At 73.5% G+C, this 26770-nt stretch carries 24 protein-coding genes; 11 read left to right on the plus strand and 13 right to left on the minus strand.

The window, feature by feature from the left end; genetic code table 11:
* Positions 1-7 precede the first annotated feature (7 nt).
* Complete coding sequence (locus IE332_RS35050) at positions 8-1102, plus strand: M14 family metallopeptidase (protein WP_189924567.1); 1095 nt, start codon at positions 8-10, stop codon at positions 1100-1102.
* Positions 1103-1207: 105 nt separating this feature from the next.
* Here IE332_RS35050 and IE332_RS35055 read toward each other — a convergent pair whose 3' ends face one another.
* From IE332_RS35055 to IE332_RS35070, 4 genes are all read right to left on the minus strand, one after another.
* On the minus strand, positions 1208-2593 hold the full coding sequence (locus IE332_RS35055) for a hypothetical protein (protein ID WP_189924569.1): 1386 nt from the start codon (positions 2591-2593) through the stop codon (positions 1208-1210).
* A 6-nt stretch (positions 2594-2599) separates the two neighbouring features.
* The gene (locus IE332_RS35060) at positions 2600-3373 is read right to left on the minus strand and encodes a hypothetical protein (RefSeq protein ID WP_189924571.1); all 774 of its coding nucleotides are present in this window, start codon (positions 3371-3373) and stop codon (positions 2600-2602) included.
* 18 nt (positions 3374-3391) lie between these two features.
* Positions 3392-3655 (minus strand): ABC transporter permease, encoded by a 264-nt coding sequence (locus IE332_RS35065; protein WP_189924573.1) that lies wholly within the window; start codon positions 3653-3655, stop codon positions 3392-3394.
* A gap of 396 nt (positions 3656-4051) precedes the next feature.
* Complete coding sequence (locus IE332_RS35070; protein WP_189924575.1) at positions 4052-4678, minus strand: TetR/AcrR family transcriptional regulator; 627 nt, start codon at positions 4676-4678, stop codon at positions 4052-4054.
* 197 nt (positions 4679-4875) lie between these two features.
* Here IE332_RS35070 and IE332_RS35075 point away from each other — a divergent pair, with 197 nt between their 5' ends.
* From IE332_RS35075 to IE332_RS35090, 4 genes are all read left to right on the plus strand, one after another.
* Positions 4876-5634, plus strand: a complete 759-nt coding sequence (locus IE332_RS35075) for an SDR family oxidoreductase (protein ID WP_229929156.1) — start codon at positions 4876-4878, stop codon at positions 5632-5634.
* A complete protein-coding gene (locus IE332_RS35080; protein ID WP_189924577.1) occupies positions 5631-6416 on the plus strand; it encodes an SDR family NAD(P)-dependent oxidoreductase in 786 nt (261 codons plus the stop codon). The genes IE332_RS35075 and IE332_RS35080 overlap by 4 nt, the downstream gene beginning before the upstream one ends.
* Positions 6413-7384, plus strand: coding sequence for an NADPH:quinone oxidoreductase family protein (locus IE332_RS35085; RefSeq protein WP_229929157.1), 972 nt, complete (start codon positions 6413-6415; stop codon positions 7382-7384). The genes IE332_RS35080 and IE332_RS35085 overlap by 4 nt, the downstream gene beginning before the upstream one ends.
* Positions 7385-7465: 81 nt before the next feature.
* Positions 7466-8413 carry an ADP-ribosylglycohydrolase family protein gene (locus tag IE332_RS35090; protein WP_189924580.1) on the plus strand — a complete coding sequence of 316 codons (948 nt, stop codon included), beginning with the start codon at positions 7466-7468 and terminating at the stop codon, positions 8411-8413.
* A gap of 23 nt (positions 8414-8436) precedes the next feature.
* Here IE332_RS35090 and IE332_RS35095 read toward each other — a convergent pair whose 3' ends face one another.
* Positions 8437-9258: an NAD(P)H-binding protein gene (locus IE332_RS35095; protein WP_189924582.1), complete on the minus strand. Its 822-nt coding sequence runs from the start codon at positions 9256-9258 to the stop codon at positions 8437-8439.
* Positions 9259-9340: 82 nt separating this feature from the next.
* Here IE332_RS35095 and IE332_RS35100 point away from each other — a divergent pair, with 82 nt between their 5' ends.
* Positions 9341-9757, plus strand: a complete 417-nt coding sequence (locus tag IE332_RS35100; protein WP_189924585.1) for a winged helix-turn-helix transcriptional regulator — start codon at positions 9341-9343, stop codon at positions 9755-9757.
* A gap of 15 nt (positions 9758-9772) precedes the next feature.
* On the opposite strand, the gene IE332_RS35105 is transcribed toward IE332_RS35100, so the two are convergent.
* Both IE332_RS35105 and IE332_RS42085 read right to left on the minus strand, forming a co-directional pair.
* Positions 9773-10237 carry a hypothetical protein gene (locus tag IE332_RS35105; protein ID WP_189924587.1) on the minus strand — a complete coding sequence of 155 codons (465 nt, stop codon included), beginning with the start codon at positions 10235-10237 and terminating at the stop codon, positions 9773-9775.
* A gap of 126 nt (positions 10238-10363) precedes the next feature.
* A complete protein-coding gene (locus IE332_RS42085; protein ID WP_268256660.1) occupies positions 10364-12262 on the minus strand; it encodes a putative Ig domain-containing protein in 1899 nt (632 codons plus the stop codon).
* Between the two features lie 442 nt (positions 12263-12704).
* Here IE332_RS42085 and zapE point away from each other — a divergent pair, with 442 nt between their 5' ends.
* Complete coding sequence (gene zapE, locus IE332_RS35115) at positions 12705-13808, plus strand: cell division protein ZapE (protein ID WP_229929158.1); 1104 nt, start codon at positions 12705-12707, stop codon at positions 13806-13808.
* A gap of 17 nt (positions 13809-13825) precedes the next feature.
* Here zapE and IE332_RS35120 read toward each other — a convergent pair whose 3' ends face one another.
* The 5 genes from IE332_RS35120 to IE332_RS35140 all read right to left on the minus strand — a co-directional run bounded on the left by IE332_RS35120 (position 13826) and on the right by IE332_RS35140 (position 19532).
* Positions 13826-15097 carry an alpha/beta hydrolase family protein gene (locus IE332_RS35120; protein WP_189924589.1) on the minus strand — a complete coding sequence of 424 codons (1272 nt, stop codon included), beginning with the start codon at positions 15095-15097 and terminating at the stop codon, positions 13826-13828.
* Between the two features lie 156 nt (positions 15098-15253).
* Positions 15254-16483: an acyl-CoA dehydrogenase family protein gene (locus IE332_RS35125; protein WP_189924591.1), complete on the minus strand. Its 1230-nt coding sequence runs from the start codon at positions 16481-16483 to the stop codon at positions 15254-15256.
* Between the two features lie 3 nt (positions 16484-16486).
* Positions 16487-17515 (minus strand): phosphotransferase family protein, encoded by a 1029-nt coding sequence (locus IE332_RS35130; RefSeq protein WP_189924593.1) that lies wholly within the window; start codon positions 17513-17515, stop codon positions 16487-16489.
* A gap of 128 nt (positions 17516-17643) precedes the next feature.
* Complete coding sequence (locus tag IE332_RS35135) at positions 17644-18306, minus strand: response regulator transcription factor (protein ID WP_189924596.1); 663 nt, start codon at positions 18304-18306, stop codon at positions 17644-17646.
* Positions 18303-19532: a sensor histidine kinase gene (locus IE332_RS35140; RefSeq protein ID WP_189924598.1), complete on the minus strand. Its 1230-nt coding sequence runs from the start codon at positions 19530-19532 to the stop codon at positions 18303-18305. The genes IE332_RS35135 and IE332_RS35140 overlap by 4 nt, the downstream gene beginning before the upstream one ends.
* 269 nt (positions 19533-19801) lie before the next feature.
* On the opposite strand from IE332_RS35140, the gene IE332_RS35145 reads away from it, so the two are divergent.
* Both IE332_RS35145 and IE332_RS35150 read left to right on the plus strand, forming a co-directional pair.
* The gene (locus IE332_RS35145; protein ID WP_189924600.1) at positions 19802-21319 is read left to right on the plus strand and encodes an alpha/beta hydrolase family protein; all 1518 of its coding nucleotides are present in this window, start codon (positions 19802-19804) and stop codon (positions 21317-21319) included.
* 109 nt (positions 21320-21428) lie between these two features.
* A complete protein-coding gene (locus tag IE332_RS35150) occupies positions 21429-22715 on the plus strand; it encodes a polysaccharide deacetylase family protein (protein ID WP_229929159.1) in 1287 nt (428 codons plus the stop codon).
* 58 nt (positions 22716-22773) lie between these two features.
* Here IE332_RS35150 and IE332_RS35155 read toward each other — a convergent pair whose 3' ends face one another.
* On the minus strand, positions 22774-24813 hold the full coding sequence (locus IE332_RS35155) for a transglycosylase domain-containing protein (RefSeq protein ID WP_189924609.1): 2040 nt from the start codon (positions 24811-24813) through the stop codon (positions 22774-22776).
* Positions 24814-25137: 324 nt separating this feature from the next.
* Here IE332_RS35155 and IE332_RS35160 point away from each other — a divergent pair, with 324 nt between their 5' ends.
* Positions 25138-26247, plus strand: coding sequence for a hypothetical protein (locus tag IE332_RS35160; protein ID WP_189924611.1), 1110 nt, complete (start codon positions 25138-25140; stop codon positions 26245-26247).
* Positions 26244-26711, plus strand: a complete 468-nt coding sequence (locus IE332_RS35165) for a GNAT family N-acetyltransferase (protein WP_189924641.1) — start codon at positions 26244-26246, stop codon at positions 26709-26711. Before IE332_RS35160 ends, IE332_RS35165 begins: the two co-directional genes overlap by 4 nt.
* Positions 26712-26770 lie beyond the last annotated feature (59 nt).

Genomic DNA, 26770 nt, shown 5'->3' on the forward strand with positions numbered 1-26770 from the left:
GCCCGTCATGCCGTACCTGAACGTCACCGAGGTCGAGTCCGCCGTGACCAGCCTGGCCACCGCCTACCCGGTCTCCTCCCAGCTCATCACCCTGCCCGAGACCTCGTACGAGGGCCGCACGGCCCACGCCCTGAGGATCGGCACCCTCACCCGCGTCCCCAAGAGCAGCCTGATCATGATCGGCGGCGTGCACGCCCGCGAGTGGGGCAGCTGCGAGGTCCTCATCCACTTCGCCGCCGACCTGCTGGAGGCCCACCGCGACGGCACCGGCCTCGGCTACGGCGGCACCACCTTCACCGCCGACCAGGTCGAGATGCTGGTCAACCGGCTGGACCTGGTGATCTTCCCGCTGGTCAACCCGGACGGGCGGCGCTACAGCCAGACCGTCCAGTCGATGTGGCGCAAGAACCGCAACCCGGCCAACGCCGGCGGCAGCCCGAACCCGGACTGCGTCGGCGTCGACCTCAACCGCAACTACGACTTCCTCTTCGACTTCACCACCGCCTTCGACCCGAGCGCCGACCCCCAGGTGTCGACGAACCCGTGCGACCCGCAGGTCTACTGCGGCCCGAGCGCGTTCTCCGAGCCGGAGACCCGCAACGTCCGCTGGCTGCTCGACCAGAACCCGCAGACCAGGTGGTTCATCGACGTCCACAGCTACGCGCAGGACATGCTCTACAACTGGGGCGACGACGACAACCAGTCGGTCGACCCGGACATGAACTTCCGCAACTCCCAGTACGACGGCAAGCGCGGCCTGCCCGGCGACCTGGCGTACTCCGAGTACATCCCCAAGGGCGACGAGGACACCGCCCGGCTGCTCGCCGAGGCCTTCTGCCAGGGCGTGCAGGGCGTGCGCGGCGTGCCGTACAAGCCGATGACCGGCTTCCACCTCTACCCCACCAGCGGGACCAGTGACGACTACGTCTACGCCCGCCACTTCACCGATCCCGACCGGGGCAAGGTGCTCGGCTTCACGATCGAGTGGGGCAACGACCAGGCCCAGTCGCCCAACCCGTTCCACCCGCCGTGGGCGGAGATGAAGAAGATCGTCCTCGACGTGGACGCCGGGCTGGTGCAGTTCTGCCTGGCCGCCCTCTGAACCGCCCCTGTCCGCCCCCGAACCACAGTGCCCGACAGCAGGGCGCCCGCCACGACCAGGTCGTGGCGGGCGCCTTGGGCTGTGAACCGTACGAGCCCTGTGGGCTCAGGCGGCCCGGTGGAAGAAGAACGGGTCGATGGACGGCGGGACCCTGGTCACGCCGTCCGTGCTGAGCAGTTGACGGGTGGTGAAGTTGGCGTTGCGCTGGTACGTCACGCCCACCGGGAAGTTGGCCCGGTCCGGCGTGTTGTTGCCGCAGAAGATCCCGTAGAAGTCCTTTCCCACGGTGATCATCCGGATGTAGTCGCCGAGGTAGGGCAGCTGGCCGCCGGCCCGCGGGACGTCGCCCGGCGCCTGGTGCAGCACATGGCTCTCGACGGTCTGGAACCCGTCGTCGGACAGCTCCAGCACCGTCGACCACTGGCCGTGGGCCAGTTGCTGGTAGACCAGGCCGACCAGGCCGTCCTCGTTGACCGCCAGCGACGGGTTCTTGCCGTTGACCACGTCCGGGTGCCCCGTGGACCAGCTCTGGCCCCGGTTCGCCGAGTGCAGGACGTGCAGCACGTAGTCGGTGGGGGCCGTTCCGCCGAGGTTGTCGCAGTAGGCGACCCACACGCTGTTGGAGTCCGTGCTGTCCACCGCGACGGACACGTCCGCCCCGGTGCGTTCCTGGCCCAGCGACCGCTGCCTCGGGTCGAAGCGGACCTTGCGGTCGGCGGCGGCCCGCTGGCCCACCTCGCCGTCCGTCGAGTCCAGCAGGGCCTCGAAGGGCGCCGCGCCGACGCCGCCCTTGTCGTCGCGGGTGACCACGAGGTCGAAGGTCTTCTTGGCCCGGTCCACCGGGTCCTCGGCGGTGAAGCTCATGAACGCGATGTAGACCGTGCCGTCCGGATGTACGGCGATCCGGATCGGCGGCCCGTCGAAGATCGTGCCGGCCCGCCGGTCGAGCCGGATCGGCCCGAACCCGGCCGGAGCGCCGGCCGTACCGGCGTCGGCCGAGACGTCCACGGTGGCCGTCCCGGTCGGCGAGGAGAAGTCGTTGTTGCCGACGTACACCCGGTCGCTGCTCTGGCCGTTGGCCGCGGCGGTGACGGCGACCACCCAGGGCTGGTCCTCGTCCACCCGGTCGACCAGTACGTTCATCGGAGCGGCCGAGGTGATCTTCGGCGCGCGCAGGATCTGCATGTCGCCGGTCACGCCGTTGAGGATGCCGGTGTAGAGCCGGCCTCCCAGCGAGCCGTAGCCGACGCTGATGTCCCCGGTGCCGAGGCTGCCGTTGCCCGGGACGACGCTGTTCAGCACCCAGGTGTCGCCGCCGTCGGTCGAGACGTACACCGGCGCCATCGATCCGCCCATCGGATCCGGGGTGAAGGCGGTCGCGACCATCTCCTTCGGGTTCTCCGGGTTGACCGCGATGCTGGGCTCACTGTCCAGCAGCGGGTCGCCGCTCAGCGCCTTGGGAGTGATGTCGACGACCTTGATGGTGGGCATGCCGGCTCACCTCCCTTCCTGCAGCACGGCGAGCTTCTGCGCCGGCTGGTAGTCGTCGCCGTCCAGCAGCTGGTACGGCCCCTCGTGCTCCAGCTCGCCCCGGGTCGCGTGCAGCAGCCACAGGCCCAGCTGTCCGGCCTGCGGCTTCGGCACCTGGCGCCAGCGGATGTCCTCGCTGCTGGGGTAGAGGACGGCGATCCGCCCGGGCTCGACCGGGCCGGTCTCGACGTGCGACACCTCGATCGTGGCGCGCCACCAGTGCGGGGCGTGCTCGGAGTAGGCGGGCAGGCCGAGGTCCTCCAGACCGACCACGCTGCCCAGCACCACGGCGTCCGCGGACGCGGCGTGCGCGGCGATGTCCTGGTTCCGGATCGTGCGCTGCACCGAGGAGAACGGCAGCTCGTCGGCCGTGGTCGCGGCCAACGCCACATGGCGCTGGACGGCCCCGGCGGGCAGCCGGCCGATCTCGGTCACGCCCAGGCCCTCGCCGTAGACCAGGCCCTGGGTGAAGAACGCCGCGGAGTCGCCGACCGAGAGCAGGTCGGCGTCGGGCGCCAGTTGGACGGTGACCTCGCTGCCCGCGAGCTGCCTGAAGGCGGCGGGCGCGTGCAGCACCTCGTCCACCTTCACCACCGCGGTGCGTTCGTTCCGGTCCTCGACCGGGATGGCGGCCAGTGAGGTGCCGCCGATCCTGGTCACGGTGCCGCGGAAACTCAGCGGCGCCTGCCGGACGAGTTCGGTGAGCCGCTCGTGGGAGACGGCCCCTGTCGCGTCACTCATGACGGTCCTCCGCTTCCCTCACCGCGCGGCGCGGACCGAGGACGGGTGCGCCCGGCGCCACTCGATCCGGGCACCGAGCAGGCAGGCGGCGGTGACGGCGGCCGCCACGGCGACCACGAGCCACTCCGCCGCGCCGCTGCCGGCGTCCGGGTCGAGGCCGAACAGCGTCTCGATCCACTCCGGCCACACCAGGGTGAGCAGGAACAGCAGTCCGGACAGCCCGCCGAGGGCCGTCTCCAGCCAGAAGCGGGGCCGGACCGGATTCGTTTGTCGGAAGGGCATCACTGCGCCTCCCCTTCTCCAACCGCCCGGGCCACGCCGTGACGCGGCACGCGCCGTTGTCCTGCCGCCGCGTGGGGCGGCAGGACCCGGCCGGGCCGGCCCGGGTCGGGGGTTGGTCCCGTTCGGCGCCGCCGGTCGGGGGGCGTGGTCGCCGCGGGAGCTGATCTGCTTCGATCCGCAGCGTCGGGGCTGCGGTGGGAGTGCGTCAGGGAGGGTCCGCAGGATCACCCTGCGTAGCCGGCTGAGCGCTGTACGCCTACGAGGCACACGTACGTCGTATACGAGTCTGCTCGCACCCCGTGAGCAGGTCAAGGGCGGTCCGGCCGGGGGTACGGCGGGGGGTGCCGCGGGGCCGCCTCCCGGAGGGCGGGCCGAGCCTGCCGGAGGGCTTCCCGGTCAGAGCCGGGCGCCGAGCATCCGCAGCACCAACTCGCCGTAGCGGCGGCCGAGTTCCTCGGGCGTCTCGGTCGAGCGGTCGGTGTACCAGCGGGACACGTCGATGCCCAGCGAGGTGACCGCGCGGGCCGCCGTCCGCACCTCCGAGACCTGGAACTCGCCGGCCGCCGCGCCCGCCTCGATCAGCGCGCTGACCTCGCGCTCGATGTCCAGCCGCAGCGCCGCGACCACCGCGTACGCGTCCTCGGGCAGCGCGTGCAGCTCGTAGTTGACCACCCGGCCGACCGTCCGGGCCCGGGCGTGCCAGGCGGTGAACTGCTCGACCAGCCGCCGCATCCGCTCCGCCGGGCCGCCCTCGCCGGCCACCGCCTCCCGGACCAGGGTCAGCGTGGCCGCGTGCCCGGCCTGGCTGATCTCGGCCAGCAGCGCGGCCTTCGACTGGTAGTGGATGTACAGCGCGGCCGGGCTCATTCCGGCGGCGGTGGCGATGTCCCGGGTGGTGGTGGCGTGGAAGCCGCGCTCCGCGAACGACTCGGCGGCCGCCCGGAGCAGCCGGTGCGCCGCCTCGGGGCGGGTGCCGGCTCCGGGCAGGGTCGGCCAGAGGTCGGCCATCGGGGTGCTGGTCATGGCGTCATCCTCGCAGAGAACTCGGACCGGAACTCGTACAGGCTTTCCCGTCGGGCCGCCCGCCCGGGCGGCCGCGGACTGTTGACAGGCTCCCGCACCGACACCATGCTGAGCAAGCGCTTAGTCAGCGTAGTCAGCATGGCCAGCTCAGTCGGCAACTCGTGGCCGAGACCCCCGTGGGAAAGGCAGGACGCTCCGTGGTGCACTCCTTCAAGGGCCGGGTGGCCGTCGTCACCGGATCGAGCCGGGGCATCGGCCTCGGCATCGCGCGCGAACTGGTCGACCGCGGCGCCAAGGTCTGCCTCACCGCCCGCAACCCCGAGCCGCTGGCCGAAGCCGTCCAGGACCTCGGCGGCCCGGAGAACGCCATCGCCGTCGCGGGCAAGGCCGACGACCCGGCCCACCAGGAGGAGGCGATCGCCCGCACCCTGGAGGCCTTCGGCCGGCTCGACCACCTCGTCAACAACACCGGCATCAACCCGGTCTACGGGCCGGTCCTCGACACCGACGAGGCCGCCGCAGCCAAGATCTTCGCCGTGAACGTGCTCGGCCCGCTGGCCTGGACCCGCCGTGCCCTCGCCGCCTGGATGGGCGAGCACGGCGGCTCGATCGTCAACGTCGCCTCGATCGCCGGCCTCCGCTCCTCGGCCGGGATCGGCATGTACGGCGTCAGCAAGGCCGCGCTGATCCGGCTCACCGTCGAGCTCGGCGCCGAACTCGGCCCGCGGGGCATCCGGGTCAACGCCGTCGCACCCGCCGTGGTCAAGACCAAGTTCGCCGAGGCCCTGTACGAGGGCCGCGAGGAGAAGGTCGCCGCCGCCTACCCGCTCGGCCGCCTCGGCGTCCCCGAGGACATCGCGGGCGCCGTCGCCTTCCTGCTCTCCCCCGGCTCCGGCTGGATCACCGGCCAGACCCTCGTCATCGACGGCGGCGTCACGCTGGGCGGTGGCATGTGAGCGCCGACCTGGCCGGACAGGGCGTCGTGGTGACCGGCGGCGGCCGGGGCATCGGGGCCGCGCTGGCCCGGGCCTTCGCCGCGGCCGGCGCCCGGGTCGCGGTCAACGACCTCGACGCCGGGGCCGCCGGGGCCGTCGCCGAGGAGTGCGGCGGCACCGCCCTGCCCGGGGACGCCGCCTCCGCCGACGGCCTCGCCGACCTGGTCGGCCGGGCCCGCGCGGCCCTCGGCGAGATCGACGTCTGGTGCGCCAACGCGGGCGTCGCCCCGGTCGGCGGGGCCGACGCCGCCGCCACCGCCTGGGCGAGCGCCTGGGAGGTCAACGTGCTCGCCCACGCACGGGCCGCCGAACTGCTGCTCCCCCGCTGGCTGGAGCGCGGCGAGGGCCGCTTCCTGTCCACCGTCTCGGCCGCCGGGCTGCTCACCATGCTCGGCTCCGCCCCCTACGCCGTCACCAAGCACGGCGCGCTCGCCTTCGCCGAGTGGCTCTCCGCGACCTACCGCCACCGCGGCGTACGGGTGCACGCCCTCTGCCCGCAGGGGGTGCGCACCGACATGCTCGCCTCCACCGGCCCGATCGGCGAGGCGCTGCTGGCGCCCACCGCGCTCGACCCGGAGGACGTCGCAGAGTCCGCGCTCGCCGCGGTGCGCGAGGAGCGCTTCCTGATCCTGCCGCACCCCGAGGTCGCCGAGTACTACCGGGTCCGGGCCACCGACCCGGACCGCTGGATCGCCGGGATGAACCGGCTCCAGCAGGGGCTGGAGAGGAGCGAGCTGCTGTGAGGGCCTGGCAGGTGCAAGAGCTCGGCGAGCCGGCCGCGGTGCTGCGGCTCGCCGAGGACGTACCGCGGCCGGCTCCCGGCCCGGGGCAGCTGCTGGTCCGGGTGCGGGCCGCCGCCGTCAACTTCCCGGACGCGCTGATGGTGCGCGGGCAGTACCAGGTCCGTCCGCCGCTGCCCTTCACGCCCGGGGTCGAGCTCTGCGGCGAGGTGGCGGACGGCCCCCGGCGGGGCGAGCGGCTGATCGGCAACCCGGTGCTGCCGCACGGCGCCTTCGCCGAGTACGCGCTGCTGGACGCCGCGGCCGCCTTCCCGGCGCCCGAGGCGCTGGACGACGCCGAGGCCGCCGCCCTGCACATCGGCTACCAGACCGCGTGGTTCGCGCTGCACCGCCGGGCCCGGCTGCGGGCCGGCGAGACCCTGCTGGTGCACGCGGCGGCCGGCGGGGTCGGCAGCGCAGCCGTCCAGCTCGGGCGGGCCGCCGGCGCCCGGGTGATCGCGGTGGCCGGCGGCGCGGCCAAGGCGGAGGCGGCCCGCGCCCTCGGCGCCGACCTGGTGGTCGACCGTACGGAGCGGGACTTCGTGGCCGCCGTCAAGGAGGCCACCGACGGGCGCGGCGCGGACGTGGTCTTCGACCCGGTCGGCGGCGCGGCCTACACCGGCTCCACCAAGTGCGTCGCCTTCGAGGGCCGGATCGTGGTGGTCGGCTTCGCCGCCGGGCAGGTCCCGGCGCCGGCCCTCAACCACGCCCTGGTGAAGAACTACTCGATCCTCGGCCTGCACTGGGGCCTCTACAACACCCACGACCCGGGTGCGGTCCGCGCCGCGCACGACGAACTCACCGCGCTCGCCGCGAAGGGCACGGTCCGGCCGCTGGTGAGCGACCGGGTGCCGCTGGCCGGCGTCGCGGCCGCCGTCCAGCGGGTCGCCGACGGGCTGAGCACCGGCCGGATCGCCGTCCTCGGCGACTGACCCCCGGCTGACCCCGCGACGGTCCCGCCGCACCCGGGAAAGCAGGTGCGGCAGGGCTGTCGCCGCTGCCAGGATGCCCGGATGACATCCGTTTCCGCTGCTCGCGACTCGTTGGAGGGCCTGGCCCTGGGAGACGCCTTCGGGGAGCGCTGGTTCCCGCTCTTCCGGTCCCCGCAGGACGCGTTCGAGCAGATCCGGGCCCGGCGCACGCCGGAGGAGGGGCCCTGGCACTGGACCGACGACACCGCGATGGCGCTGTCGGTGTTCGGGATCCTGACCGCCTTCGACGCCGTCCACCAGGAGCGGCTCGCCCAGGCCTTCGGGGCCGCCTACCGGGCCGACTCGGGCCGTGGCTACGGGCACGGCATGCACCTGCTGCTCCCCAAGCTCGTTGAGGAGCCAGGGAGTTGGCGTACCGCCGCGCGGGAGTTGTTCGACGGCCAGGGCAGCCTCGGCAACGGCGCGGCGATGCGGGTGGCCCCGCTGGGCGCCTGGTTCCACGAGGACCTGGACGAGGCGGCGGAGCAGGCGGCGCTGTCCGCCGAGGTCACCCACGCCCACCCGGAGGGCGTGGCCGGGGCGGTGGCCGTCGCCCTGGCGGCGGCACTGGCCGCCCGCGGCCGCTCCGGACCCGCCCCGGTCGGCGCGGAACTGCTGGCGGAGGTGGCCCGGCGCACCCCGGCCGGCGAGGTCCGCGAGGGCCTGCACCGGGCCGCCGGCCTGTCCGCGGACACCGAACCCCGGCGCGCCTCCGAGCTGTTGGGCAACGGTCGGCGGATCCGGGCGAGCGACACCGTGCCGTTCGCCCTGTGGTCGGCCGCGCACCACCCGGACAGCCTCGCCGACGCCCTGTGGACCACCGCCGAGGGCCTCGGCGACGTGGACACCACCTGCGCGATCACCGGCGGCGTGGTCGCCGCCCGCACCGGCCTCGCCGACGCGCCGCGGGACTGGCTGGCCTGCCGGGAGCCGCTGCCCGACTGGGTCGCCGCGGCCGCGGCGGAGGCGGCGGCACCTGGCACTCCCTAACGCCCGGAGGCACCTGACCCGCCCTAACGCCCGGCGGCGATGACCTCCAGGGCCGGGCGGGGCTCGCGGCCGAGCAGTGCCGCGAGGTCGCCCGGCCCGCCCGGGCCGGCCAGGAAGCCGTGGGCGATCGCCGAGTAGGTGCCGACCACCATCGGCACCTGGAAGTCCAGCGCGTCCGAGGCCGCCACCGCCGTACGGGTCTCCCCCAGCCTGCCCGGCCGGTACTCGGCGCCGAGCGCCTCGGCCACCTCCGCGCCGCCCACCGCCCGCTCCCCCACCAGCTCGTACGTCCGGCCCGCGTGCTCCTCGGGCCGCAGCGCGACCGTGACCGCCACCTCGGCGAGGTCCGCCCGGGCCACCGCCGCCAGCTTGCCGTCCCCGAGCGGCGCGCCGATCACCCCGTCCGGGCCGGGCGCGGCGATCGCGCCCAGCAGCTCCGCGTACAGGCCGTTGCGCAGCACCGTCCAGCGCAGGGTGGCGGAGGCGCGCAGCCGGCGCTCGGTCCAGCGGTGGGCAAGGGCGTACGGCAGGTGGTCGCCGTCGCCGGAGAGGCTGGTGTAGACGACGTGCTCGACCCCGGCCCGCTCCGCCGCCTCGATCACCGCGCCGTGCCGGGCGATCACCACGTCGTCCTCGGCGGCGCCGGCCGAGATCAGCAGCAGGGTCCGTACGTCCTTGAACGCCTCCGCGAGCGTCTGCGGCCGGTCGAAGTCCACCAGCCGGGCGGGCACCCCGGCCGGCACCCGCTCGGGGGTGCGCGAGCCGGCCACGACCCCCTCGCGTCCGGCGAGCCGCTCCAGGACGAGCGCGCCGAGGCCTCCGTTGACACCGGTGACGAGCAGCATGGGGTTCCCTCCGGGGATGATCGGTCGTTGGCGACGTGTCCATCCTCGGTAGCCTGGGCGTCCGGCGTAAGGAGGCACTTTCATGTCAGCAGGGCACACCGCGGTAACCACCACCCCCCGTCCGGTGGTCTGGTGCGAGGACGGCGTGGACTGCGGGATCCGCGACCTGCTGGACCGCCTGGGCGACAAGTGGTCGGTCCTCACCGTGGTCGAACTCGCCCAGGGCGTAAGGCGGTTCCGCGAACTGCAGCGCGCCCTGCCGGGCATCTCGCAGCGGATGCTGACCCTCACGGTGCGCCGCCTGGAGCGGGACGGCCTGGTCTCCCGGACCGTCCACCCGACCGTCCCCCCGCAGGTGGAGTACGAGCTGACCCCGCTCGGCCACAGCCTGACCCACCTGGTGCGGGCGATGGTGGACTGGTCCTACGGCCACCACGACGCGATCGTCGACTCCCGCCGCGCCTGGGACGAGGCCAACCCGGGCTCGGAGATCCGCTGAGCCGGCTCGGCCGGTTCAGCCGGCGACCTTCACGGTGAGCTGGTAATCACGCTGCTCGGGCAGGCAGTTGAGGGCCTCGCCGCAGCTGGTGCGGGTCGCGGTGAGGCGGGCGGTGCCCGGGGCGCGGGCGGTGAAGGAGGCGGTGACCGTGCCGCAGCCGCCGCCCGGACGGCACGAGGGCGACGTGGCGGTGGTCGGGGTGCCGTTCGGTGCCAGGACGTCGGGGGCGGAGCTGGCCGGGGCGGACCAGTAGGTGCTGTGCAGCGTGAGCGTGACGGTCGTGCCGGCCGCGACGTCCACGGTGGTGCGGTCGGCGTGTTCGTCCACCTCGACCGTCGCCCGGCCCGGGGCGGACGAGGTGGCTTGGTCGGACGAAGCGGTGGTGGCCACCGACGGGCTCGTCCCGGTGGCGGTGCAGCCGGTCAGGGTGAGCGCGGCCGCGGCGAGCGCCAGCGCGGCGGCGGGTCTTCTCGGGTTCACGGTGGTTCCTCGTGCCGTAGTAGTGCGAGCGGTGCCGATGGGACGCACCGGTGGCCGATTCGGATCCAAGGAAACGGCACCGGGGCGGGCGCTGGGCCCACCCCGGTGCGTTCGGCGCGGCGCTCGTCAGGAGACGGTCACGTCGTCGTAGTAGGTGTAGGTCGGGTCACCCGGGTAGTTGTCGTCGTGGTTGCTCAGGGTGAGGGTGTAGGAGTGGCCCGGCGTGACGGTCGCCGTCTTGTTGGTCCAGCTGCCGGTGGTGGTGCAGGTCTTGGCGAGGACCGTGGTGGTCGTGCCGGTGGTGTTGTCCTTCAGGGTGGCGGTGGCCCAGTCGTAGGTGACGGTGTCGTCGCAGGTGTTGCTGTACCAGAAGGACAGCTTGCTGGAGCCGGTCGGCGCGGTGAAGGTCTGGGCGATGGAGGAGTCACCGGTCGGGCTGGTGGAGCCGACCATGGCGCCGTAGCCGCCGCTGTGGGCGGCGGAGGCCGGCGCGGAGGTGGAGCCGGCGGCGGTCCAGCCGGTCAGGTTGCCGGTCTCGAAGGTGCCGTTGGTGACGGCGGTGCCGCCGCCCCCGCTCGTGGACTCGGTCCAGGAGAAGCCGGTGCTGCCGGCGGCGCCGGTGGTGTCGGTCGCGGTGACCGTGACGCTGGAGGTGCCGGCGGCGGTCGGGGTGCCGGAGATCAGGCCGGTCGAGGAGTTGATCGACAGGCCGGCGGGCAGGCCGGTGGCCGTGTAGGTGAGGGTCTGGCCGGAGGCCGAGTCGGTGGCGTTGATCTGCAGGCTCACCGCGGTGCCGACGGTGCCGCTCTGGTTGCCGGGGTTGGTGACGGTGACCGTGTTGCCGTGGGTCAGGATGGCGTGCGAGATCGCGCAGGAGTTGGTGTCGTTGGACCAGCTGGCCTGCTCGGCGTAGCTGCCGAAGGAGCCGAAGGAGATGTTGGCGGCGCCACCGGTGCTGCCGGGCCGGATCCAGGCGCACTCGTCGGAGTTCTCCTGGCCGTTGTAGCTGCTGCCGGAGACGTGGTTGGTCCAGCCGCCGGCCGGGTTCTGGTCGGACATCATCTCGTGCCACTCGTGGCCCAGGGTCATCGTCCAGCCGTCCAGCGTGCCGGGCGAGTTGACGAAGCCGACGCCGCAGTTGGAGCCCGCGTCGATGTTGTACGGCTGGTTGGAGAAGGCGATGTCGCCGTAGGGCGAGCTCGCGGCGCCGCCGGTGAGGGTGGTGTCCCCGTTCCAGTCGTGCCAGGCGCAGTACCCGGTGCTGGGGTTCTGGTAGTCGTCCGGGTTGGTGCCGTGCGGCGACAGGACGATGTAGTACGCGTCCCGGTTGGCGGCGGCGGTGGTGTTGCCGAAGTGCCCGGCGGCCTTGACCGCCTCCTGGGCGAGCTGGTTGCCGGTGGCCTGGCTCGGCGAGGCGGCCGCGTTGTCGTACCAGACGCCGGACAGGACGCCGCCGCTCTGGTACGGGATGAAGTTGGCGTTGGACGGGCAGCTGACAGCCCCCGTGGCGACGTTGGGGCCGTCGCACCACTGGGTCAGGTCGGCCGACCAGGTCTCGCCGTTGGTGCCGATGCCCTTGAACATCTGCTGGGTGGCGCCGGCCGCACCCGCCGAGTCGCCCGAGAACTTCGCGTTCCCGTTGGCGTCGGTGGACTGGGTGCCCCACTGGTTGCCGTAGAACACCAGGTAGACCTTGGAGTGCCCGCTCTGCACGCCGATGCCGTCGACGCCGCCGCCGTAGGAGAGCGTCTGCTGGCCGGTCGCGGCGGCCTGGTTGCGGTCGGCGAGCCACTTCTTGTAGTTCTCGTGCTGGGACATGCCGGGAACCGCGCCGTGCCGGTACGGGTGGCCGTTCTGCGGGCTCCAGGGGTTGAACTCGTTGGCGGTGCCGCCCTGCGAGCTGGAGATATCCTGCGCCGCCGCCGGAGCGGCCGCGCCGGCCAGCCCGGCGGCGGCCAGTGCGAGCGACGCGATCCCGGTGAGCGCCGCGTACTTCGCGCGTCCGGTCCTGTGGGAGTGACCCATGGGTGAGGGTGCCTCTCTTCTGCCGATCGCCCCGCGGCCGTGGGGGCCGGGAACGATCCCTTCGTGGGGGAGGCCGACGGCGCGTTCCGGCGGGAGCCAGGTCCGGTCGAGTTCATTCGCACACCCGGAATTGACTTCCCGTCGGCCCTTTCGCCGTCCGCTGGGCCTGAAGGAAAGCAGAGCTGATGAACAGCGGTCAACGGCGAAGGGTAAGGGGCGATTAAGAAGGGAGTCGAAGCAGGTCAAGCGCCGTTGATGACATGGGATCAACGCGCGTAGCCATTCACTGAATAGGCCCCGAAATGCCGTTCCGCATTCAGTGAAATTCCCCCGCCCGGCCTTCCCCCACGGGAATTCAGCGGCCGCCGCGGGCCGAGTCCGGAACTCCTCCCCAGGTGCCCACCGGTGAGGCGGCTCTGAGGCCCTGTTAGGGTTCGCGGACGTGACGGCCAAGGCGACGAAGCAGTACGAGGCGATGCTGGCGCACTACCGGTGGGCCGCCGAGCGACGCGGCTTCACCGTCGATCCGGCGCAGCGCCCGGCGGTGGAACGGCTGTCGCGGCTCGCCGGGGAACTCGCCCGCCCCGGGCTGCTGGTGCGCCGCCCGCCGCGCCACCTCTACCTGTGGGGCCCGGTCGGCCGGGGCAAGAGCTGGCTGGTGGACACCTTCCTGGACGGCCTGGACGTCACCCGCAAGCGTCGGCTGCACTTCCACGACTTCTTCCGCCGGCTGCACGAGGGCGTCGCCACGCACACCGCCGACGCGGGCCGGGAGCCGGCCGGCGAGCGGGTGGCGGCGGTCGACCGGGCCGTGGACGAGCTGCTCGGAGACTGCCGGGTGCTGGTCTTCGACGAGTTCCACGCCCATGACGCCGGGGACGCGATGCTGGTGGCCCGGCTCTTCCGGACCCTGCTGGACCGGCGGATCACCCTGGTCACCACCTCCAACTACCCGCCCGCCGGGCTGATGCCGAACCCGCTGTACCACCACCTGTTCGAGCCGACCATCCGGCTGATCGAGGAGCGGATGGACGCGGTGGAGATCGCGGGCGCGGTGGACTTCCGCCGAGAGCAGCGGCCGGCCGCAGCGGGGCCCGCCGACGGGGTCCCGCAGCGCTTCGCCCGGGGCGCGCGGCTGCGGACCGGCGACGAGAACGGCCTGCACGCGCTCGGCCTCACCCCGCCGGCCGCCGCGGAGGCGGACGAGGTGGTGGTGCACGGCCGCCCGCTGCGGGCCTCGGCGGTCCGCGAGGGCGAGGCGTGGTTCGGCTTCGCCGAGCTGTGCGAGGGGCTGACCTCGGCGGCCGACCAGCTGGAGCTCGCCGAACGCTTCCCCACCCTGGTGCTCACCGACGTACCGCCGCTGGCCGCCGCGACCCCCGACGGGCGGCGCCGCTTCGCCGACCTGGTGGACGTCTGCTGCGACCGGGACGTCCGGCTGGTGCTGATCGGCGCCGACCCGATCGACGAACGGGCCCCCGACGAGGGCCTGCTCAGCGACCTGGACCGGACCGCCAGCCGGCTCGCCCTGCTCGGTTCGGCCTGACGGCCCGACCCGACCGCCTACCGCTCGTACGCCATCTCCGGGAAGCGCGGCGAGGGCCCGTCCAGCAGCTGGTCGTCGTGGCCGCGCAGCCAGCGGTCGAAGAAGGAGGCGACGTACGAGCGGGTGGCGAACTCGGCCCGACCGGGCCGGATGTCGCCGACGTCGTCGCGCAGCCGGTCCGCGGTGAGCGCGCCCTGGCGGGCGAGTTGCGGCAGCAGGGTCTGGGCGTCGGTGTAGGAGCCGTGCCGGGAGCCGGTCAGGGTGACGTCGGCGTGCCAGCCGGTGCTGTGCTGCCACAGGGCGTTCCAGCCGGGCTGCTGCCGGTAGCTGCCGGAGTCGTCGCTGCCGCTGCCCATCAGCAGGAAGGGCCGGTCCAGGCCCTCCTCGGCGACGCTGGGCAGGAAGACACCGGTGTGGCCGTCCGGGCCGGGGAAGTGCAGCTGGCCGTCGAGGTTGATCCCGGCGGCGATCCGCGGGTCGTCGTGCATGGTCTGGAGCGCGGTGAAGCCGCCCGCCGAGTGGCCGACCATGCCGATCCGGTCGAGGTCGAGCGCCCCGGCCAGCCCGCCCGGCAGGCCCTTGCGGGTGCCCAGCCCGGCGAGCTGGTCCAGGACGAAGCGGGTGTCGTCGACCCGGGCGGCCAGGGACTTGCGCAGCACCGCGCCGATGTCCAGGTCCGGCTGCCCGAGCATGCCGGGGAACACCGAGGCGGCCAACTTTCCGTCGGGGAAGGCGACTTCGGAGGCCTCCCAGGTGTGGTCGACGGTGACCACGACGTACCCGCGCGAGGCCAGGTCCTCGACCAGGGCCGTCCCCCAGGTGCGGGGGTCGCCGAGGCCGGGCGAGTACAGCACCACCGGGCGCCGGCCGGGCAACGCCGGGGCGTCCCGGCGGGCGTGGGTGCGGATGCCGGACCAGTCGGTACGGCCGGACTCGGTGCCGTAGTTGACCCGGGCCAGGCCCTCGGCGCTGTCGAAGTGCGCCCCGGCGGCGGGCTCCATGTAGGGCGCCCGGTCGGCCGGCCCGGCCGGGCGGGAGGTCGGGTACCAGAGGCTGATCATCAGCTCGCGCCGCTGCCCGGGCTGCCACGGGTCCTCCCGGGCCAGGTCGGTCAGGTGCAGCGCGGTCGTCCCGATCGGGTACGGCCCGGTGGGCTCCGGCAGCCACGCCCGCGCCTGCTGCCCGCCGCCCCGCTCCTCCACCGCGACCGCCGCGGGCGCGCCGACCGCGCCCAGCACCGCCGTCGCCGCCAGCAGAACCGCCGCCAAGGCCCGTCCCCCACTGCCCATGATGTTCCTCCGCGCTCTCCATCGATCGAACACGTAGGACACTACGGACGGGAACGCCCCCGGCCGTCATACCAGGGAGCCACCGGCCCCTGAATACCCGGGTACGACACCCCTAAGGGGCTACTTTCCCGGGGGCCGGGGCCGCCTCCCGCTCCCCTACCGGTACTTCCTCAGCTCCCGGCGGGCCAGTGAGCGCTTGTGCACCTCGTCCGGGCCGTCGGCCAGCCGGAGGGTGCGGTTGCCGGCCCAGAGCTGGGCGAGCGGGGTGTCCTGGCTGACGCCCGCGGCGCCGTGCGCCTGGACGGCCTTGTCCAGGATCCACTCCACGGTGCTCGGGGTGGCGATCTTGATCGCCTGGATCTCGGTGTGCGCGCCGCGGTTGCCGACGGTGTCCATCAGCCAGGCGGTCTTGAGCACCAGCAGCCGCAACTGCTCGATCCGGACCCGGGATTCGGCGATCCAGTCCTGGACCACGCCCTGCTCGGCGAGCGGCTTGCCGAAGGCCACCCGTTCGCCCGCCCGACGGCACATCAGCTCCAGCGCCCGCTCGGCGATCCCGATGGCGCGCATGCAGTGGTGGATCCGGCCGGGGCCGAGCCGGGCCTGGGCGATGGCGAAGCCCGCGCCCTCCTCGCCGATCAGGTGGGACGCCGGGACCCGGACGTCCTCGAACAGCACCTCGGCGTGGCCCCCGTGGTCGGCGTCGTCGTAGCCGAAGACCGTCATGCCGCGCTTCACCGTCACCCCGGGGGTGTCGCGCGGGACGAGCACCATGCTCTGCTGGCGGTGCGGCTCGGCGGCCGGGTCGGTCTTGCCCATCACGATGAGGATCCGGCAGTCCGGGTTCATCGCCCCGGTGATGTACCACTTGCGGCCGTTGATCACGTACTCGTCGCCGTCCCGCTCGATCCGGGTGGCGACGTTGGTGGCGTCCGAGGAGGCGACCTCGGGCTCGGTCATCGCGAAGGCGGAGCGGATCTCGGCGTCCAGCAGCGGCCGCAGCCACCGCTCGCGCTGCTCGGCGCTGCCGAACTGGGCGAGCAGTTCCATGTTCCCGGTGTCGGGGGCCGCGCAGTTCAGCGCGGACGGGGCCAACTGCGGGCTGCGGCCGGTGATCTCGGCGAGCGGGGCGTACTGCAGGTTGGTGAGACCGGCGCCGTGCTCGCCGGGGATGCCGTGCTTGTCCACGAAGAAGAGGTTCCACAGCCCCTGCTTGCGGGCCTCCGCCTGGAGGTCGGCGACCACCGGCGGGATCGTCCAGGGCGCGCGGTCCGGGTCGGCCAGCTGGGCTGCCAGGACGGGCTCGGCGGGGTAGACGTGCTCGTCCATGAAGGCGAGCAGCTGCTCGCGGAGCTCGTTCGTCCGGGCGTCGTAGGCGAAGTCCATCGGTCAGTTCTCCTTGAGGGTGTTCAGGCCGTGCCGGGCGAGGATCGGGGCCATCTCACCCGCGCGCTCGAAGCCCGCGCCGAGGGTGCGGCCCTGCTGGAAGCGGAAGAAGATGCCCTCGGCGACGGCGGCCAGCTTGAACGAGGCGAAGGCCACGTACCAGTCCAGGTCGGCGGCGTCGCGGCCGGTCGCCCCGGCGTACCGGGAGACGATCTCGTCGGCCCTCGGGAAGCCGGGGGCGGTCATCGCGGAGGGGATGATGCCGCCGCCGACGCCCGCCAGCTCGGTGTACATCACCAGCAGGCCGACGTCGGTGAGCGGGTCGCCCAGGGTGGACATCTCCCAGTCCAGGACGGCGGTGATCGCGTCGGTGTCGTCGACGAGCACGTTGTCCAGCCGGTAGTCACCGTGCACGAGCGCGGGCGCCGGGGAGACCGGGAGCCGCGCGGTGAGCGCCGCGTGCAGCCGGTCCAGGTCGGGCAGGTCGCGGCTGCGGGACGCGGCGAGCTGCTTCGACCAGCGGCGCAGCTGGCGCTCCAGGTAGCCGTCGGGGTGCCCGAAGTCCGCGAGGCCGACGTCCGCCGGATCGATCCGGTGCAGCTCCGCCAGGGTGTCGACCAGCCGCCGGCCGAGGGCGCCCACCCGCTCCTCCCCGAGGGCGGCCAGCGGAGCCGCGTCCCGGTGCGGAGTGCCCGTGACGTGCTCCATGAGGTACCAGGGCGCGCCGAGCACGTCCTCGCCCCGGTCGATCACCAGCATCCGCGGCACAGGCACCCCGGTGCCCCGGAGGGCAGACATCACCCGGTACTCACGCCCCATGTCGTGCGCCGTCGCGAGCACGTGCCCGAGCGGCGGGCGACGCAGCACCCAGCGGGAGAACCCGTCGGAGAGCACGTACGTCAGGTTGGACCGCCCCCCTTCGATGAGCTCGGCCCGCAGGGGCCCCTGGACCACCCCTGGCAGCTCCCGTTCGAGGTGGGAGCGCAACCGCGCCAGGTCCACCCCGGGCGGATCGACGGGGGTCTCGGACATCGGGCGGCTCCTCGGGACGGAAGGTCGATGACTAAGCGCTTGCTTAGCATTCAACGACGAGGAGCCCGTGTCAATGCCGCACCCACACGACGACCCGGGCGGGGCTGGCGGCCCGCGGGCCGGTGGGGTCAGGACGGGCGGACGAGGCGGGTTTCGTAGGCGAGGATCACGGCCTGGATCCGGTCGCGGAGTTCGAGCTTCTGCAGGATCCGGCCCAGGTGGGACTTCACGGTCGCCTCCGCGAGGTGGAGGGTGGCGGCGATCTCGGTGTTGGACAGGCCGCGGCCCACCTGGACGAGGACCTCGCGTTCGCGGGCGCTGAGCCGGCTCAGCCGGTCGTCGTGCTCGGGATCTCGGCCGTCGGGGATGTGGGGGCGGAGGTTCTCCAGCAGTCGTCGGGTGATGCGCGGGGAGACCACCGCGTCGCCCGCGGCGACGTCGCGGATCGCGGTGAGGAGTTCCTCGGGCCTGGTGTTCTTCAGCAGGAAGCCGGAGGCTCCGGCGCTGAGTCCGGCGAAGGCGTATGCGTCCAGGTCGAAGGTGGTGAGGATGAGCACCTTGCTCTGCGGGGAGGTCCGGACGACCTGTCGGGTCGCCTCGATCCCGTCGGTCCCGGGCATCCGGACGTCCATGAGGACGACGTCGGGGCGCAGTTCCCGGGTGAGGCGTACGGCCTGGTCGCCGTCCGCGGCTTCGCCGACCGGTGCCATGTCGGGCTGGGCCTCCAGCACCGTGCTGAAGGCCATGCGGAGCAGCGCCTCGTCGTCGGCGATCAGGATGCGGATCGTCATGCGGACGCCGCTCCGCCGCTGTCGAGGAGGAGGCGGGTGCGGACTCCCCAGCCGCCGCCCGGGAGCGGGCCGGCCCGCAGTGTCCCCCCGTAGGCGGCGGCGCGCTCGCGCATGCCGGGGATGCCGTGGCCGGACGGGGTGGCGGCGGGTGGTGGCGGGCAGGGGCCGTTGTCGGTGACGTCCACGGTGACGGTCCCGGTCGAGCACCGGATGCGGACGGTGGCGTGGGTGCCGGTGGGCGTGTGTTTGAGGGTGTTGGTCAAGGCTTCCTGTACCAGGCGGTAGACGGTGAGTTGTGCGGTGGCGGGTACGTGGGCGTGGCCGCCGCGGAGGTCGAGGCGGGTCGGCAGTCCGGCGGCGCCCATCTGCTCGGCGAGGCTGTCCAGTTGGGCGATGCCGGGCAGCGGGTGGCGCTCCGCGTCCGGTTCGTCGGTCCGCAGGATGCCCAATGAGCGCCGCATGTCGGTCAGGGCCTGCCGGCCCGTCTCGGAGATCTGGAGCATCGCGGCGGTGGTCTTGTCGGGCGCGCGGTGCTGCGCGTAGACGGCGGCGTCGGTGAGCGCGACCATGACGGACAGGTTGTGGGTGACGATGTCGTGCATCTCCCGGGTGATGCGCGTCCTTTCCTCGGCGACGGCCAGTCGCGCCTGCTGTTCCTGCTCCCGTTCCAGGCGGGCGGCCCGTTCCTCCAGGGCCGCAAGGTAGGCGCGGGTGGTCCGGACGTTCATTCCGAGGACGGCGGCGGCGACGGTCATCGCGGTGACCGCGACGAAGGGGGTCGGGAACGCGCCCGCCGGCGCCCAGCGCAGGCAGGCCAGCAGGACCCCCGCCTCCACCACGGCACCGGCGACGAGCGCGCCGCGCCGGCCCGAGGTCGCGGCCACCGTGTAGAGGGCCACCAGCAGGGCGACGTCCGCGGGCAGTTGGACGTCCGCCAGCCACTGGACGAAAGCCGCGGCCGCCACCGCGCCGAACACCGCGCGCGGGGCCCGGCGCCGCCACACCAGGGGCAGCGCGAGGGCGGCGGTGAGGGCCACGGCCACCGGCAGCTCGTGCGGTGGGCGTGCGGTGACGACGTTGGCGAGGAGGAGCGTCGGCAGCAGCGAGTCCCACACCACGGGTGGCAGCCGTGCGGCCGTCCTCGCCCACAGCCGCTGCCGCTGCCGTCGCCGGTCGAGCACCCGTCCCCGGTGGGCCTCGCGGGGTTCCACGGCCGCCTCGGTCATCACCCGTCCCTGTCGATCCGGCGTCATGGACGCACGCCGCGCGCTGCCCGGCGGGTACCGAGGCCCTGTCACGGTAGGCCGCGGGGCCCGCGCCGCGCATGAGCCCACCGTCGGAGGGCAGCGTGCCGGGGTACGACCGCAGGAGGAGTCCCGATACCTCCCGTGGTCGCAGCGCGGCCGCCGATCCGGGGTGCCCGGTTGCCGCTCCGGTCGTACCGCACCTGCCGCGGGCTGCGCCCCCGGTGGTATGCGACGGCTCCCCGGGGCCGATGCGGCGGCGCGTTCCCGGCGCCGAGCATGGGCGGGTGACCGAGATCATCGCCGGACTGTTCATGTCCCCCCTGGAAATCCTCGCCCTGCTGGGTGCCCTCGCGCTGGTGGTGGCCCGCTGGCTTCCCCCTGCCGCCCGTCCGCGCGGCACGATCGCGGCGACTGCCGTGCTCGTGCCGTCCGCCGCCGTGCTGGCCGTGACGGGGCTCCGCTGGCAGTTGCTGCCGGTACTGGCGGGCGCCGCCTGCGCGTTGCCGTTCGCCGTCACTCCCCTGCTGCGACCCGCGCTACGACGCCGTACCGGTGCCGGTGCCGGCACCGGCCGGCCGCCGTGGCGGGCGCGCTGGTGGCTGGCGCTGCCGGGGTCGGTGGCCTGCGTCGGCCTGATCGCCGCGGGCCCGGTGGCCGCCTGGGCCTTTCCCGTCCCCGTGTTCCCCGAGCCGTCGGGCGGGTTCGCGGTCGGCACCCGCGTGGTGCAGTGGACCGACCCGCTCCGCCCCGAGACCTTCACCGCCGATCCGGACGACCGGCGTACGGTCGTGGTCCAGCTCTGGTACCCCGCGCGGAAGGGCCCCGCGGACGCGCCGCGGGCGCAGTACCTCGGACGGACGGAGGCCGAGGCGCGCACCGTCGCGCGGGCCCTCGCCCGCGGGGTCGGCCTGCCGGGCTTCCTGGTCGACGGGGTGCCGCGCGCCCACTCCCGCGCTGTCTTCGACGCCCCGGTGGAGAGCACGGGAGGACGGTTCCCGGTCGTGCTGTTCTCGCCCGGGTCGGGCGGCGTGCGCACCCAGAACACCGCCTGGGCGGAGGAACTGGCCAGCCACGGCTACGTGGTGGCCGCCCTCGACCACCCGTACGACTCGGCCGCCGTCGTCCTCGCCGACGGCCGGACGATCACCACCGAGACCGCCTCCTCCGGCGACCCGGACAAGGACGAGCAGCTGGCGGCCGGCTGGACGGCGATCCGGGCCGCCGACCTCGGCTTCGTCCTCACCCGGCTGGACGCTCTTGACCGGGGCGAGAGCGCCGACCCGCTGACCGGGCGTCTGGACACCGGCCGGGTCGCGGTGACCGGCCACTCGATGGGCGGTGCCGCCGCCCTGCAGGCGACCCGGCAGGACCGCCGGTTCGCCGCCGTCATCGATCTGGACGGCTACCCCCACGGCCCCGCCTCGCCCGCCCTCGACCGGCCGACACTCGTCCTCACCCAGGCCGTCACCCCGGGAACCGACCCGCGCTACCTGCCACGCCTCACCGAGGCGCTCGCGTCCGGCACCGCGACGGGCTACCGGCTCACCATCCCCGGCGCCGCCCATCTCACCTTCATGGACGGCCCGCTGTACCTGCCGCCGGTGCCCTCGATCGTCGGCTCCCTGGGCCGCACCGGGAGCCCGCGCGTCGTCGCCGCGGCCACCCTCGCCTTCCTGGACGCCGTCCTGCGGGCGAAGCCCGGCGACCCGGCCGGCGTCCTGCCGGCCTACGGCGAGCTCAGCGTCCACCGTCCGGACGGCCGCTGAGCCCGGGAGCTGCCCGCCACGCAACCTCCCTCCTCCCCCACCACGTTGATCAGAGCAGTGGTCGAACTGCAGGACGATTGACGGAGGTACGGTGCGGATTGCCCGCGGTATGAGCGGTATCAGCGGTACGAGCGGTATGACCGGTGTGCTGGCGGTGGGGGTCGTCGCGGCCCTCGTCCTGACCACGGGATGCTCCGCCTCCAAGGGCAGACCCACCGCCGCCGGCACCACGCCCGCGAGCCCCGCGCCGACCACGGCCGCCGGCACCCCGTCCGACACCCCCACGCCCACACCCACCCCGACGCCGACCCCGACCTGGGACGGTCAGGTCAAGCCGATCGGCGACGGCTCGACCTCCGACACCGGGCCCCAGCCCAAGCAGCCCAGGCCCGAGCGGCTGAAGCCCGGGGAGAAGCCGCCGCAGTTCGTGGTCTTCTCCTGGGACGGGGCCTTGGAGGGCGACGACCGGCTGTTCTCCCGCTTCCGCAAGCTGGGGGCGGAGAACGACGCCCAGATGACCTTCTTCCTCTCCGGCATCTACACCCTGCCCAAGTCGAAGCGCTCGCTCTACCACCCCCCGAAGCACGACGCCGGTTCCGCGTCGATCGACTTCGCCACCAACGCCCACATCAAGGACACCCTGGAGCAGCTGCGCCTGGCTTGGCTGGACGGCGACGAGATCGGCACCCACTTCAACGGGCACTTCTGCGGCCCCCAGCCCGGCGGCGGCGGTGACTGGTCCACCGAGGAGTGGCTGTCCGAGCTCGACCAGGCGATCTCCTTTGTCACCAACTGGCGGACCAACACGGGGTTCCAGGACGTCCCGTCGCTCCCCTTCGACTACACCAAGGAGCTGGTCGGCGGCCGCGCCCCGTGCCTGGAGGGCCAGAAGAACCTGTTGGCCGCCGAGAAGGCCAGGGGTTTCCGGTACGACGCCAGCTCCCCGGGCGAGTTCCAGGTCTGGCCGGTCAAGAAGGAGGGCGTCTGGAACTTCCCGCTGCAGCTGCTGCCCAACCCCGGCCGGTCCTCGCAGAACCTCTCGATGGACTTCAACTACCTGGCCGGCCAGTCCGGCGCCACCACCTCCGGCGACCCGAGGAAGTTCGACGGCTGGGAGAAGGAGACCCGGGACAGCTACCTGGCCGGCTTCGAGCGGGTCTACAACGGCAGCCGGGCCCCGCTGTTCATCGGCAACCACTTCGAGGACTGGAACGGCGGCATCTACATGCAGGCCGTCGAGGACGTGGTGAAGAGCGTCTGCAAGCGCGAGCAGGTCCGCTGCGTCTCCTTCCGCCAGGTCGCCGACTGGCTGGACGCCCAGGACCCCGAGGTGCTCGACAAGCTGCGCGCTCTGGACCCGGGTCAGCCCGCCGACTGGCCGCGCCTGGTGAAGTAGCCGACCACGTAGCAGTGACCGCCGGGCCCGTGGCAGCACGGGCCCGGCGGGCGCGGACTCACCGCCCGCCCGCCGCCTTCATGTACGAGGTCCAGATCCGGCTGGGCAGGGCCGAGTCCGGGGTGTCCGGCGAGGCCCCGCCGAGCCCTTCCAGGGACAGCAGTTTCATGTCCCGCAGGTCGGCCCGGAAGACCGTGACGGCCGTGGCCAGCTGCCCGCTGTAGCCCACCGCCCACCCCGCCGTGCGGTCCGCGGTCGTCCCCGGCTTCGCGGCCAGGTCCGGGCCGGCCTCCGCCGCCCAGGTGGCGCTGCCGCCGCGGACGGCGCCCTTGAGGGCCGTGTCGACCTCGGCGGCCACGGCCGCCGGCAGTGCCTGGACGGCGGTGGGCAGGCGCAGCGTGAGGGGCTCGCTGTTGCGGGTGATCCGGAGCACCGAGTACGGGTCGGTGCGGCTGCCGCCGGCGGCGAAGGCGGCGTAGGCGCCGGCCGTCCTGATGGCGCTGGGGGTGGAGTTGCCGACGCCGAAGCCGGGGACGAGTTCGCCCATGCTGCTGGGGAGCAGGCCCAGGTCGGCGGCGGTCTTCTGCACCCGGTCGAGGCCGATGTCCATGCCGAGCTGCGTGATCGGCCCGTTGACGGACTGTTCGACGGCGCCGCGCAGGGTGATCTGGCCCCAGTCGCGCTTGCCGTCGTTGGCCGTCTTGGCGATCTTGCCGTCGCGCCCCCAGTACGGGCCTTCCGGGGTCATCACGTTCACCCCGTTGTCCCCGTTGTAGGTGGTGCCGGGTGTCACCGGGGTGCGGTTCGCTCCCCGCGCGCGCTGGACGCCTTGGTCGAGCCCGGCGGCGTACACGAACGGGGTGAAGGCCGAACCGACCGGCACCGTGGAGGTGTTGGCGTCGTTGAAGCCCTGTTTCAGGTAGTCGGGGCCGCCGTAGAGCGCGACGATCCGCCCGTCCGGGGCGACCGAGGCGGCGCCGACCTTCAGGAGCTTGTCGGAGTCGCGGGCGTCCGGGTCGATGCCCTTGCCGGCGTCCTGTACGGCGGCGGCGAGGGCGGTGACCTTCGGCTTCTCGAAGGTGGTGTAGATCTGGTGGCCGCCGAGGTCGAACTGGGCGGGGGTGATGTCGGTGTGGCTCTCCACGTAGGACTTGGCCATGTCCACCAGGTAGCCGACCTGGCCGCTCAGTCCGGCCGACTTCGGCTTGGGCCTGGGTTCGGGGAAGACGGTGTACCGGGCGCGTTCGGCGCGGGAGAGCTTTCCGATGGAGACCATCCGGTCCAGGATCCAGGCCCACCGCTCCTCGGCCCGTTGGCGGTTGTCCGCACCGAGCGCCGGGTCGTACTGCCCGGCGCCCTTGAGCAGGGCGGCCAGGAAGGCGCCCTCGCTCACGTCGAGCTGGGAGACGTCCTTGCCGTAGTAGGCCGCGGCGGCGCGCTGGATGCCGTAGCTGCCGCGGCCGAACCAGCTGCTGTTGAGGTAGCCGGCGAGGATGTCGTCCTTGCTCATCCGGTCGTCGAGCTTGACCGCGATGACGGCCTCGCTGAGCTTGCGGGAGAAGTCCTGGTGCTGGTTGAGGTAGATGTTCTTGACGTACTGCTGGGTGATGGTGGAGCCGCCCTGGGTCTCGCCGCCGGAGAGCATCGACCAGAACGCGCGGCCGATGCCCTTGGCCGAGATCCCGGGGTCCGAGTAGAAGGTCTCGTTCTCGGCGGCCAGCACCGCCGCCCGTACGGGTTCCGGGACCCGGTCGAGCGGCACCTCCTGCCGGTTGGTCTCGCCGATGCGGGCCATCTCGGTGCCGTCCGCCCAGTAGTAGACGTTGTTCTGCTGGGTGGCGAAGGCGTTCAGGTCCTCCGGCACCTGGGTGATGGTGAAGAACCAGGCCAGCCAGCCGACCAGGGCGACGATCCCGGTCGACGCCACCAGGAGCAGCTGGCGCCAGGAGGGGAGCCAGCGGCGGACTCCGCGCCGCCCCCGGCGCGGGTAGTCGACCCACCGGAAGGGCCGCCACCGCGACGGCCGCCGTCCCGACGGCGACCACCACCGGCGTCCGGGCTTCTCCTCCTCGGCCCCGCCACCCCGCTGTGCACGCACAGTCCGTTCTCCGCTTCGTTCGTGGGTACCGCACCCTTCGAACAGATAGACGCCCCGGGGTGCGGATCACGACAGCAGCCGATCGGTGTGATCACGGTCATACCGGATGCCACTGACGGCCATCGGGCCCCGGCGGCACCGGGACTGACGCCCCATCGGCGACCGGACCCCCCGCCCGGGCGCCACCACCCGTACGGCGCACCAGACGGCCCCGCCCGGACGGTCCACCCGACGACCCGCCCGACGCCCCCGCCCGGCCCCGGTGCCCGCGCCCCGCCCGCCCCAACCGCACCGGCCGCCTCCACCGCCCGTCACAATGGCGCCATGAGGTTGATCCACACCGTGGCCGGTGCGCTGCTGCTCCTGCTGGTCATCGGCAGCATCCTGCGCACCCTGGTCGTCCCGCGCGGGCTCTACTCGTCCCTGGTGCACCGGCTCTGGTCGGTGCTGCGCCTCGTGCTGCGGCTCTCCGCCGCGCCGTTCAGCGGCTACCGCGCGCAGGACCGGGCGCTGACCTGGCTGGCGCCGCTGGTCCTGCTGGGGATGCTCGGGCTGTGGCTGAGCGGGATGTTCATCGCCTACACCCTGCTGCTGCACGGCACCTCGGAACTGAGCTGGTCCACCTCGATCCGGGAGGCCGGATCCAGCCTCTTCACCCTCGGCTACGCCAGCGGCGAGCGGCTGCAGCTGTCCGCGATCGACTTCATGGCCGCCGCCAGCGGCCCGCTGGTGGTCGCCCTGCAGATCTCCTACCTGCCGACCCTCTACGCCGCCTACCAGCGCCGCGAGACCGAGGTGACGCTGCTCACCTCCCGGGCCGGCGAACCCGCCTGGGGCCCCGAGCTGCTGGCCCGCCAGTCCCTCGTCGACACCGAGACCGCGCTCCCCCAGCTCTACCGGGACTGGGAGCGGCTGGCCGCCGACATCGGCGAGAGCCATTCCAACTACCCGGTGCTGCTCTCCTTCCGCTCCCCGCAGCCCAACCGCAGCTGGGTGGTCGCCCTGGTCGCGGTGATGGACGCCGCCGCCCTGCACCTCGCGCTCTGCCCGCGCACCGCCCCCGCCGAGGCCCGGCTGGTGATCCGCGCCGGGTTCACCGCGATGCGCGACATCGCCCGCTCACTGCGCATCGACTTCGACCCGGACCCGGACCCGGACGTCCCGATCCGGCTGACCTACGCCGAGTACCTGGGCGCCGTCGCGATGGTCACCGCGGCCGGCTTCCGCCGCGAACGCCCGGTCGAGGACGCCTGGGCGCACTTCCACGGCTGGCGCGTCAACTACGAGGCCCTGGCGTACGAGCTGGCGCGCCGCAGCGACGCCGTCCCCGCGCTCTGGACCGGCCCGCGCGACTTCCACGCCCCCGTCATCCCCCCGGCCCGCCCCACCGACCGCCGCCCGAGCGCCGTCCACCCGCCGCTGCCGCCGGGCTGACCGGGCTGATCGGGCTGATCGGGCTGACCACGTCGGCCCGCGCCGAGGCCGACCTGGTCGACGCGCTGCGCCCCGACCCGGCGTGGATCGACGGCCTGTCGATCGTCACGACCGACGACCACGACCGACCCGTCGGCCACGCCCTGCTGACCCGCTGCCACATCGGCGACGTCCCGGCCCTCTGCCTCGCACCGTGCGCCGTACTCCCCGAGTACCAGCGGACCGGCGCCGGGTCCGCGGCCGTCCGCGCCGCCCTGGCCGCGGCGGCGGAGCTCGGCGAGCGCCACGTCGTCGTCCTGGGGCACCCGGACTACTACCCCCGGTTCGGCTTCACCCGGGCCTCCGCCCACGGCATCGGCCTGTCCGTCGAGGTCCCGGACGAGGCCCTGATGGCTCTCGCCCTGGACGGCGGCCACCCGCTGCCCGCCGGTACGGTCCGCTACGCGGCGCCGTTCGGCATTTAGGGCGTGTTTTAGAAGGTCATCCGTCCTGATGTCAGGCTCATCGGATGGGGCGGGGAGAT

This window comes from Kitasatospora xanthocidica (assembly GCF_014656195.1).
GTDB classification, from domain to species: domain Bacteria; phylum Actinomycetota; class Actinomycetes; order Streptomycetales; family Streptomycetaceae; genus Kitasatospora; species Kitasatospora xanthocidica.

Excerpts from the sequence above, each read along its gene's own strand:
- IE332_RS35095 (WP_189924582.1), bottom strand. The coding sequence starts at position 9,258 with ATGCTGCTCGTCACCGGTGTCAACGGAGGCCTCGGCGCGCTCGTCCTG.
- IE332_RS35130 (WP_189924593.1), bottom strand. The coding sequence starts at position 17,515 with ATGTCCGAGACCCCCGTCGATCCGCCCGGGGTGGACCTGGCGCGGTTG.
- IE332_RS35090 (WP_189924580.1), top strand. The coding sequence starts at position 7,466 with ATGACATCCGTTTCCGCTGCTCGCGACTCGTTGGAGGGCCTGGCCCTG.
- IE332_RS42085 (WP_268256660.1), bottom strand. The coding sequence starts at position 12,262 with ATGGGTCACTCCCACAGGACCGGACGCGCGAAGTACGCGGCGCTCACC.
- IE332_RS35160 (WP_189924611.1), top strand. The coding sequence starts at position 25,138 with ATGAGGTTGATCCACACCGTGGCCGGTGCGCTGCTGCTCCTGCTGGTC.
- IE332_RS35060 (WP_189924571.1), bottom strand. The coding sequence starts at position 3,373 with ATGAGTGACGCGACAGGGGCCGTCTCCCACGAGCGGCTCACCGAACTC.
- IE332_RS35140 (WP_189924598.1), bottom strand. The coding sequence starts at position 19,532 with ATGACCGAGGCGGCCGTGGAACCCCGCGAGGCCCACCGGGGACGGGTG.
- IE332_RS35100 (WP_189924585.1), top strand. The coding sequence starts at position 9,341 with ATGTCAGCAGGGCACACCGCGGTAACCACCACCCCCCGTCCGGTGGTC.
- IE332_RS35145 (WP_189924600.1), top strand. The coding sequence starts at position 19,802 with ATGCGGCGGCGCGTTCCCGGCGCCGAGCATGGGCGGGTGACCGAGATC.
- IE332_RS35150 (WP_229929159.1), top strand. The coding sequence starts at position 21,429 with ATGAGCGGTATCAGCGGTACGAGCGGTATGACCGGTGTGCTGGCGGTG.
- IE332_RS35050 (WP_189924567.1), top strand. The coding sequence starts at position 8 with ATGCCGTACCTGAACGTCACCGAGGTCGAGTCCGCCGTGACCAGCCTG.
- IE332_RS35065 (WP_189924573.1), bottom strand. The coding sequence starts at position 3,655 with ATGCCCTTCCGACAAACGAATCCGGTCCGGCCCCGCTTCTGGCTGGAG.
- IE332_RS35120 (WP_189924589.1), bottom strand. The coding sequence starts at position 15,097 with ATGGGCAGTGGGGGACGGGCCTTGGCGGCGGTTCTGCTGGCGGCGACG.
- IE332_RS35070 (WP_189924575.1), bottom strand. The coding sequence starts at position 4,678 with ATGACCAGCACCCCGATGGCCGACCTCTGGCCGACCCTGCCCGGAGCC.
- IE332_RS35125 (WP_189924591.1), bottom strand. The coding sequence starts at position 16,483 with ATGGACTTCGCCTACGACGCCCGGACGAACGAGCTCCGCGAGCAGCTG.
- IE332_RS35055 (WP_189924569.1), bottom strand. The coding sequence starts at position 2,593 with ATGCCCACCATCAAGGTCGTCGACATCACTCCCAAGGCGCTGAGCGGC.
- IE332_RS35135 (WP_189924596.1), bottom strand. The coding sequence starts at position 18,306 with ATGACGATCCGCATCCTGATCGCCGACGACGAGGCGCTGCTCCGCATG.